Source organism: Streptomyces sp. NPDC003016 (assembly GCF_053591455.1).
This window is the reverse complement of the sequence record NZ_JBSFTV010000085.1, coordinates 1-8,925: the sequence shown is the minus strand read 5'-3', so window position 1 is coordinate 8,925 and position 8,925 is coordinate 1. Positions and strand designations below refer to the sequence as shown.

Here is an 8,925-nt window from a genome sequence, read left to right as displayed (position 1 = left end):
GGAAGTGGGGCGACTTCTCGGCGCAGCGGACGGTGGTGACGCGCTGACCGGCGCCACCGGGGAGCGGCAGGCTCGCCCCGGGGCGAGCCGCTCCGCCTTCACACGTCTTCACACGTCTTGACGAGTACGCCGTGAACCGTGACCTCCGAGTCGGCTCCACGAAGGTGGGTACCGGTCAGCGGTAAGCCGGGCGATCCGAACGGAGAGAGCCGGTCATGACACACCCCGACAACGCGCTCCACATCCACTTCGTCGGCAACGCCACCGTCCTGCTGCGCTACGGCGAGCTGACACTCGTCACGGACCCGAACTTCCTGCACCGCGGCCAGCACGCCTACCTCGGATACGGCCTGGTCAGCCGCCGCCTCACCGAACCGGACATCGACGTGTACCGGCTCCCCCGCCTCGACGGCGTGATCCTGTCCCACCTTCACGGCGACCACTGGGACAGAACCGCCCGGCGTCATCTGGACCGTTCACTGCCCGTCCTCAGCACACCGCACGCCAGTCGCCGGCTGAAGGGCCTCCACGGATTCCACCACGCCGTCGGGCTGCGCGCGTGGCAGGACCACACCCTCACCCGCAAAGACACCCGGGTGCGGGTGACCGCTCTGCCGGGCCGCCATGCCGGCAACCCGCTGCTGCGCCGCCTGCTGCCGCCGGTGATGGGCAGCATGCTGGAATTCGGGCCCGCCCGGGGGCCCGTACGGCTCCGGCTGTACGTGTCGGGCGACACCCTGCTGTTCGACGGCCTGGAGGAGATCGGCCGCCGTTACCCCGACATGGACCTGGCGGTGCTGCACCTCGGCGGTACGCGGCTGCCCGGCGGCCTGGTGGTGACGATGGACGGCGCGCAAGGTGCGGAGCTGGCCCGGCGTCTGCGCCCCCGCCTGGTCATGCCGGTGCACTACGGCGACTACACGGTGATGAAGTCGCCGCTGTCCCACTTCCTCGCCGAAGCCGAAGCACGCGGGCTGGCGGACCGGATCGTCCACTGCCACCACGGCCGGCAGGCGGTGATCACTCCGGACGGAGCCCCTCCCACGGTCCTGTCCTGACCGCGTGTCCCGGGCGCGCCGACCCGGGGGCGGGAAGTGCCGGCGTCATCGTTCTCCTCGCGGTACGCGTCCCCCGCCGCACCACCGGACGCCGGTCCCGCCCGCCGGGTGAGCCCGGGGCGGGCCCAGCGCTGGCAGGCGCGTCACGGATCGGCCGGCGGACCGGCGACCGCCACCTGGGCGGGGCGCAGGAGCTGGTCGCCGACCCGGTACCCCGGGCGCAGGACCGCGGTGCAGGTCGAGCGTTCGGCCCGGTCGGTACAGCGGTACGAGACGGCCTCGTGCACGAGCGGGTCGAAGGGGTCGCCCACGGTGCCGAAGCGCTGCAGGCCCAGCGCCGCCAGCTCGGTCTGCAGCGCCTGGGAGACACGCTCGAAGCCGCCGGTCACCTCGCCCTGCTCGGCGGCGCCGGCGAGGGCGTCGAGCACGGGCAGGAGCCGGCCGAGCACATTGGCCAAGGCGATCTCGCGGACCGCCAGGCGATCGCGGCGTACCCGCTTGCGGTAGTTGTCGTACTCGGCCTTCAGCCGTTGCAGGTCGGCCGTGAGTTCCCGCAGTTCCGCGTGGAGTTCCTCCTCCCGGGACGGACGGGGAGCCCCGGACCCGGCCCCGTCCCCGGCGCGGGCCGAAAGCGTGGCCGGGGGGCCGTCCCGGCCGCCGTCCCGGACGATCTCCAGCGACGCGCCGGGGCGGCCCCGGACGTCGGTCGGGCGGCTCATCCCGCGCCTCCCCGCTGCCTGTCCTCGTCGACGATCTCGGCGTCGACGACGTCGTCGTCCGCCGTGGCCTGTCCGGCGCCCGCACCGTCGCCCCCGGCGGCCCGGGCGCCCTCGGCGTTGGCGTACATGGCCTGGCCCAGCTTCTGGGAGACGGCCGCGACCTTCTCCGTCGCCGTGCGGATCTCAGCCGTGTCCTCGCCCTCGAGCTTCTCCCTCAGCTCGCCGACGGCGGTCTCGACCTCGGTCTTCACATCACCCGGAACCTTGTCCTCGTTGTCCTTGAGGAACTTCTCCGTCTGGTGGACGAGCTGCTCGGCACGGTTGCGGGTCTCGGCCGTCTCGCGGCGCCTGTGGTCCTCCTCCGCGTGCTGCTCGGCCTCGCGGACCATCCGGTCGATGTCGTCCTTCGGCAGCGAGGAGCCGCCGGTGACGGTCATCCGCTGCTCCTTGCCGGTGCCGAGGTCCTTGGCCGTCACGTGCATGATGCCGTTGGCGTCGATGTCGAAGGCGACCTCGATCTGCGGGACCCCGCGCGGGGCCGGCGGCAGACCGGTCAGCTCGAACATGCCGAGCTTCTTGTTGTACGCCGCGATCTCGCGCTCGCCCTGGAAGACCTGGATCTGCACGGACGGCTGGTTGTCCTCGGCCGTCGTGAAGGTCTCGGAGCGCTTGGTCGGGATCGTGGTGTTGCGCTCGATGAGCTTGGTCATGATGCCGCCCTTGGTCTCGATACCGAGGGACAGCGGCGTGACGTCGAGCAGGAGAACGTCCTTGACCTCACCCTTGAGGACACCGGCCTGGAGCGAGGCGCCGATGGCGACGACCTCGTCCGGGTTCACACCCTTGTGCGGATCCTTGCCGGTGAGCTCCCTGACCAGATCGGTCACGGCCGGCATACGGGTCGAGCCGCCGACCATGATCACATGGTCGATGTCGGAGACCTCGATCTTCGCGTCCTTGACCGCGTTGTGGAACGGGGCCTTGCAGCGGTCCAGGAGGTCGGCGGTCAGCTGCTGGAACTGCGAGCGGGTGAGCTTCTCGTCCAGGTGCAGCGGCCCCTCGGCCGACGCGCTCAGGTACGGCAGGTTGATGTTGGTCTCGGTCGCGGCCGACAGCTCGATCTTGGCCCGCTCGGCGGCCTCGCGCAGCCGTTGCGTGGCCATCTTGTCCTTGGACAGGTCGATGCCGTACGCGTTCTTGAACTGCTTGGCCAGGTGGTCCACGATCCGCTGGTCCCAGTCGTCGCCGCCCAGGTGCGTGTCGCCGTTGGTGGCCTTCACCTCGACGACGCCGTCGCCGATCTCCAGCAGCGAGACGTCGAACGTGCCGCCACCGAGGTCGAAGACGAGGATCGTCTGGTCGTTCTCCTTGTCCAGGCCGTACGCGAGCGCCGCGGCCGTCGGCTCGTTGATGATCCGCAGCACCTTGAGGCCCGCGATCTCGCCGGCCTCCTTCGTCGCGGTGCGCTGGGAGTCGTTGAAGTACGCCGGGACGGTGATGACGGCGTCCGTCACCCCCTCGCCCAGGTACGCCTCGGCGTCGCGCTTGAGCTTCTGCAGAACGCGTGCGGAGATCTCCTGCGCGGTGTAGCGCTTGCCGTCGATGTCCCCGGTGTCGGGGAACCGCCACCGCGCCTCGCCCATGTGGCGCTTGACCGACCGCGCGGTGCGCTCGATGTTGGTCACGGCCTGCCGCTTGGCGATCTCGCCCACCAGCACATCGCCGCTCTTCGCGAAACCGACCACCGAGGGGGTCGTCCGGGTGCCCTCGGTGTTGGTGATGACCGTGGGCTCGCCGCCCTCCAGCACGCAGACCACCGAGTTCGTCGTACCGAGGTCGATACCCACTGCACGTGCCATTGCCTTCTCCTCACCCTGCGTCCCACTTCCACCACAGGTCCCAGACCGTGGGCGGGTACGGACGCGGTGTGCCGGGTCCGTCGTACGGCGCGGCCACCCGGGTGGGACCCGCCCATATCAGCGCGCCGCGCCCCGGCGGACTCTTCGGTGGGCTCTTCGGCCCCCTCGTCCCGAGCCGGGAGTCGTATGCGGCGCGGAGGACGGGATCGCGCAGCGTGCCGTAGGCGGCCACGACATCGGTGAACCGGCCGTCCACCGCCGGCTCGCCGGAGCCGGGAGCAGTGCCGGGGTTGGTGTCGGGGCTGGCGTCGGGGTGCAGCGCGCGTACCAGCCTGCGGTAGGCCGAAGCGATCTGCCCGGCCGAAGCGGTCGGCTCCACGCCGAGCACCGCGTAGTGGTCACGCTGACCGCCAGAGATCTTCCGCCCTGCCACTGCGCTCACCTCCCGACCGCTCTGACCTGCGGATACGGAGGAAACCTCTTCAAAACCTGAATAGAACGCGCCGACGAAAATGTCAAGGAGGCCCGGTTCCGGCAACGACGTGTTCCGGCAACGGCGCCTTTCGGCAAGGCGTGCCGCTCAAGGCCCACCCGTGAGTGGATATATGAGACGCCCATCAGGCGGTCCTGTGCGGCCGAGACGCTCCGGGTGCCGTGTCCTGGCCGCCGCCACCGGCTGGCGCTGGGCCCAGGTGCGCTCGCGGTCACGCCGTCCGCGTCAGCCGTCCAGCGTGTGCGCGACGCACGCCGTGCCGGTCTCGGTAAGGCAAAAGGGTCATATCGATACGGTGACCCGCGGAGGGGTACCCGCCGCGCATGAACGAGACCAGGCCTCTGGCCGTCGTCACCGGTGCCTCCAGCGGAATCGGTTTCGAGCTGGCCAAGCAATTCGCCGAAAACGGGTTCGACCTCGTGCTGGCCGCTGAAGACCTTGGACTCGGCATCGCCGCGGACGAAGTACGGGCCCATGGAGCCGGCGTGCACACCGTGCGGACCGATCTGACCGCACCGGACGGGGTCGAACGGCTGCTGGACGCCGTCGCGGCGACCGGGCGGCCCGTCGCCGCCGCCGCGCTCAACGCCGGTGTCGGGCGGGGCGGGGCCTTCCTCGATACGGACCTCGCCGACGAGCTGCGCGTCATCGACCTGAACATCACCTCCACCGTGCGGCTGGCGAAGGGGCTGCTGCCGGACATGGTCGCTCGCGGCGAGGGGAGGCTCCTGTTCATGTCGTCCGTCGCCGCGACGGTGCCCGGCGCGTTCCAGGCCGTGTACAACGCCTCCAAGTCCTTCGTCCAGTCGTTCGCCCAGGCGCTGCGGAACGAACTCGAGGACACCGGAGTGACGGTCACCTCGGTCATGCCCGGCGTGACCGAGACGCACTTCTTCCACCGCGCCGGCATGGAGGACACCCGGATCGGGCGGCAGAAGAAGGACGACCCCGAACAGGTGGCGAGGCAGGGCTTCGAGGCGCTGATGGCCGGCAGGAAGAAGGCCGTGGCGGGCTCGGTGAAGACCAAGGCGCAAGCCGTCGTGAGCAGGGTCGTCCCCGACAGCGTCAAGGCGGCCGCACACCGGAAGGCGGCGGAACCCGGTTCCGGCGGAGAGAAGTGAGCGCCGCGGCGTGGCTCACGGGTGCGGTTCGCGGGTGCGGTTACGGCACGCGGTTACGGCAGGGGCGTGCCTCCGGTGGCGTTGACGATCTCGGCCGTGATGTAGCTCGCCTGCGGGGAGGCGAGGAACACGTAGGCCGGGGCCATTTCGGCCGGCTGCGCCGGGCGGCCCAGCGGTGACTGCTTCCCGAACTCCGTGGTGTCCGGCATGGTCGCCGGAATCAGCGGGGTCCAGACCGGGCCGGGGGCGACGGCGTTGACGCGGATGCCGCTGGACGCCACCATCTGCGCCAGTCCCTGGGTGAAGGCGACGATGGCCGACTTCGTCATGGCGTAGTCGAGCAGATGGGGGCTGGGCTTGTACGCCTGGACGGAGGCGGAGTTGATGATGGAGCCGCCCTCGGGGATGTGGGGGAGGGCCATCTTCGACAGCCAGAACATGCCGTAGAGATTGGTCTTCATGACCCGGTCGAACTGCTCGGTGGTGATGGAGCCGATCCCGTCCGGCTGGGACATCTGGTAGGCGGCGTTGTTCACCAGGATGTTGATCCGGCCGAATTCCGCGACCGCCCGGTCGACGAGCGCACGGCACTGCTCCTCGTCCCGGATGTCGCAGCTCACCGCGACGGCCCTGCGGCCCGCTTTCTCGACGAGCTGTGAGGTGGTCGCGGCGTCCTGCTCCTCCTCCGGGAGATACGTGAGCAGGACGTCGGCGCCCTCACGCGCGAAGGCCAGGCACACCGCCCGCCCGATCCCCGAGTCTCCGCCGGTCACCACCGCCGCCATGCCCTCCAGGAGCCCGCTTCCCCGGTAGGAGTCCTCGCCGTGGTCGGGCGGGGGGTCCATCGGACCCGTCCAGCCGGGGTGCGCCTGCTCCTGGTCCGGGAGCTTCGGCTGGGGATGCTTTGTGACGGGGTTTTCGGTCTCGCGGCTCTCTTCACTCATGACGTTCTCCCGGTGGGGGTGGGTTTTGACCATCCTTGCGTTCCCCGAAGCGGGATTTTCGAACCTGGGGACAAGGAACTGATGGGCTTGTCATGTGCATTGACATGAGCGTTACCCGCTGCTTCATTGATGCTGCACCGTGACTGGGAGCGCTCCCACCCGCTACCCCGCACTCCGCCGACAGGGAGACCGCACGTGACGCAGCAGGACCGTAGAAGGAAACGAAGAGGGCCGGCGGCCAGGGCCGCGACCACCGCCACCGACGGCGCGGGGATGGGGCAGCCGCCGCAGGCGGCGCCCGCCGGTTACCCGGACTCGCACCTCGACGCGTTCCTGTGGGTCAAGCCGCCCGGCGAGTCGGACGGCGCGAGCAAGGACATCCCGAACGACGAGGGCAAGCGCCAGGACCCGATGTGCGACCCGGCGTACACGGCTCCCGCCGCCGGCAACAGCAAGACCGGCGCGCTGCCCGATGCTCCGCTGGCCGGCCACTGGTTCCACCACCAGTTCGAGATGCTGGTGAAGAACGCCTACCCGGCCGTTCCCACCGACGGCGGTGGCGGTGACCCGGACCCGACGGACACGACCGCGCCGACCGCGCCCACTGCCCTGAGCAGTACGGCGAAGACGGCGAGCAGTGTGTCGCTGTCGTGGAGCGCGTCGACGGACAACGTGCGCGTGGCGGGGTACGACGTGTACCGGGGCACGGCGAAGGTGAACACGACGCCGGTGTCCGGTACGTCGTTCACGGACACCGGCCTCTCGCCCTCGACCGCGTACAGCTACACCGTGCGGGCGCGGGACGCGGCGGGCAACGTGTCGGCGCCGTCGGCGGCGCTGAGTGTGACGAACGGGGCCGGAGACGGTGGTGGTGGCGGCCCGTCGGGCGCGCTGAAGGTCCGCTACAAGAACAACGACGGCTCGGCCACGGACAACTCCGTCCGCCCGGGTCTCCAGGTCGTCAACACCGGATCCGCCTCGGTCGGCGCGTTCTGCGACTACGCGGCGCTGGGCTGCTCACGGGTGAAGCTGCGGGTCGTCGCGCTGACCACCCCGGTCGCCGGTGCGGACGCCTACCTGGAGGTGACCTTCTCCGGCGGCTCGCTGGCGGCCGGCAAAGGCACCGGTGACATCCAGGTGCGGATGAGCAAGTCGGACTGGTCGAACTTCGACGAGGCCGACGACTACAGCCGCTCGGCGGCCACCGCGTACACCGATGCTCCGGCAGTCCCGGCGTACACCGGCACCACCCTCGCCTGGGGGATCCCGCCGGCCTGACCGGCGCACGCCGGTCCTCACCACCCCCTGACCCCTGTCCGCCCGGCCGGGCGCCGTACCGCCGGGCGGACAGGCCCCTGTGCACCGCACTCCCGGAAGGACCGGAAAGGCGCGGAAGGAGAAACACCAGGAAAGTCATACGGTCCTCCAACCCGGCCGTCGCGCACGGGGCGATGATGCGGCCCGGCAGCCGTACCTTCCTGTGCTGGAAGGACGGACTCACCCCGCAGGGCAACATCGACTCCGAGAACCCCGCGTGCGACGCCGCTGTGACCCGGAGCGGTGACAACTCGCCCTACAACTGGCTCCCGGTGCTCCGCTCCGACGGCGGCGGGCACACGGAGGGGTTCATCCCGGACGGAAAGCCGTGCAGCGGCGGCAACCCCGTCTACTCCGGTTTCGACCTGCCGCGCGAGGACTGGCCGCTCACCCGTCCGACCTCGGGCGGCCGGCTCGACTTCTCTGCAACGCCTGGGCCGCGCACCCGGGCTGGTTGCACCTGTACGTCACCAAGGACGGTTACGACCCGTCCCAGCCGCTGGGCTGGGACGACCTGGAGGACCAGCCGTTCCTGACCGTCGACCACCCGAAGGTCACCGGCCAGGTGGGCACGCTGGAGGGCCAGTACAAGTGGACCGGGGCCCTGCCGGCGCCCAAGACCGGCAAGCACGTCATCTACTCGGTGTGGCAGCACTCGGACAGCCAGGAGACCTTCCACGGCTGCTCGGACGTGGTGTTCGACGGTGGCAACGGTGAGATGGCGGGCGTCGGCGACACCGGCGGTACACCCGGCCCCGGCCCGACGCCCACACTCACCCCGACCCCGACCCCTGTTCCTGTCGGGACGTGCAGTGCCACGCAGCGCGTCGTCAACGCCTGGAACGGCGGCTACCGGACCGCGGTGACCGTGAAGAAGAACACGGGCACCGCGCCCGTCCCGTCCTGGATCGTCCACGCCACTCTGCCGGACGGCCAGCGCGTCGACACGGTGTGGAACGGCACGCTCGGGGGCAGCGGCACCGCGATCACCGTCTCCAACGCCGCCTGGAACGGTTCCCTCTCGCCCGGAGCCACCACGGCGTACGGCTTCACGGTGACGGGCGGGGCCCCGCCGGGCACCCCGCAGATCAGCTGCATGGTGCACCACCAGCCGGCAGGAGAGCCGGCACGAGCAGCCGGTACGAAGAGGCCGCTCCGCCCACTCGGTGGGCGGAGCGGCCTCCGTGCGTCGGTCTGTCGCCCTGTCCTTGGCGCAGCCGGTCAGGCCACGGTGCACGCGGTTCCGTTGAGGGTGAACTGCGTCGGCTTGGTGAAGGTCCCCGTGTAGGTGCCCTGGAAGCCGAAGGGCTGGCTGCCGTCCGGCGTGATCAGTGCGTTGGAGGCGGTGTTCGTCGCGGTCACCGTCCCGGAGGACGGGCTGACGGTGGCGTTCCAGGCGTTGGTGAGGGTCTGT

9 protein-coding genes and 1 pseudogene are annotated in these 8,925 nt (G+C 70.5%); 5 read left to right on the top strand and 5 right to left on the bottom strand.

Annotated elements, in window-relative coordinates; genetic code table 11:
* Positions 1–215: 215 nt before the first annotated feature.
* Positions 216–1,058, top strand: a complete 843-nt coding sequence (locus ACWDZ4_RS34840) for an MBL fold metallo-hydrolase (protein ID WP_451512390.1) — start codon at positions 216–218, stop codon at positions 1,056–1,058.
* A 143-nt stretch (positions 1,059–1,201) separates the two neighbouring features.
* On the opposite strand, the gene grpE is transcribed toward ACWDZ4_RS34840, so the two are convergent.
* The 3 genes from grpE to ACWDZ4_RS34825 are packed head-to-tail and all read right to left on the bottom strand — an operon-like array spanning position 1,202 to position 4,069.
* Positions 1,202–1,777, bottom strand: coding sequence for a nucleotide exchange factor GrpE (gene grpE, locus ACWDZ4_RS34835; RefSeq protein WP_451512389.1), 576 nt, complete (start codon positions 1,775–1,777; stop codon positions 1,202–1,204).
* The gene (gene dnaK / locus ACWDZ4_RS34830; protein WP_451512388.1) at positions 1,774–3,636 is read right to left on the bottom strand and encodes a molecular chaperone DnaK; all 1,863 of its coding nucleotides are present in this window, start codon (positions 3,634–3,636) and stop codon (positions 1,774–1,776) included. Before dnaK ends, grpE begins: the two co-directional genes overlap by 4 nt.
* A 10-nt stretch (positions 3,637–3,646) precedes the next feature.
* Positions 3,647–4,069 (bottom strand): J domain-containing protein, encoded by a 423-nt coding sequence (locus ACWDZ4_RS34825; protein WP_451512387.1) that lies wholly within the window; start codon positions 4,067–4,069, stop codon positions 3,647–3,649.
* 383 nt (positions 4,070–4,452) lie between these two features.
* Between ACWDZ4_RS34825 and ACWDZ4_RS34820 the strand changes: the two genes are divergently transcribed.
* Positions 4,453–5,250, top strand: a complete 798-nt coding sequence (locus tag ACWDZ4_RS34820) for an SDR family NAD(P)-dependent oxidoreductase (protein ID WP_451512386.1) — start codon at positions 4,453–4,455, stop codon at positions 5,248–5,250.
* 53 nt (positions 5,251–5,303) lie between these two features.
* On the opposite strand, the gene ACWDZ4_RS34815 is transcribed toward ACWDZ4_RS34820, so the two are convergent.
* Positions 5,304–6,194 (bottom strand): SDR family oxidoreductase, encoded by an 891-nt coding sequence (locus tag ACWDZ4_RS34815; RefSeq protein ID WP_451512385.1) that lies wholly within the window; start codon positions 6,192–6,194, stop codon positions 5,304–5,306.
* Between the two features lie 195 nt (positions 6,195–6,389).
* Here ACWDZ4_RS34815 and ACWDZ4_RS34810 point away from each other — a divergent pair, with 195 nt between their 5' ends.
* From ACWDZ4_RS34810 to ACWDZ4_RS34800, 3 genes and pseudogenes are all read left to right on the top strand, one after another.
* Entirely contained in the window at positions 6,390–7,472 is a 1,083-nt protein-coding gene (locus ACWDZ4_RS34810; RefSeq protein ID WP_451512384.1) for a fibronectin type III domain-containing protein, read from the top strand.
* 173 nt (positions 7,473–7,645) lie between these two features.
* Positions 7,646–8,145 (top strand): annotated as a pseudogene (locus tag ACWDZ4_RS34805) (lytic polysaccharide monooxygenase); the annotation flags it as partial.
* An 84-nt stretch (positions 8,146–8,229) separates the two neighbouring features.
* On the top strand, positions 8,230–8,799 hold the full coding sequence (locus tag ACWDZ4_RS34800) for a cellulose binding domain-containing protein (RefSeq protein WP_451512391.1): 570 nt from the start codon (positions 8,230–8,232) through the stop codon (positions 8,797–8,799).
* On the opposite strand, the gene ACWDZ4_RS34795 is transcribed toward ACWDZ4_RS34800, so the two are convergent.
* On the bottom strand, positions 8,733–8,925 hold a 193-nt coding region (locus ACWDZ4_RS34795; RefSeq protein WP_451512383.1), incomplete at its 5' end, for a cellulose binding domain-containing protein. The genes ACWDZ4_RS34800 and ACWDZ4_RS34795 overlap by 67 nt on opposite strands.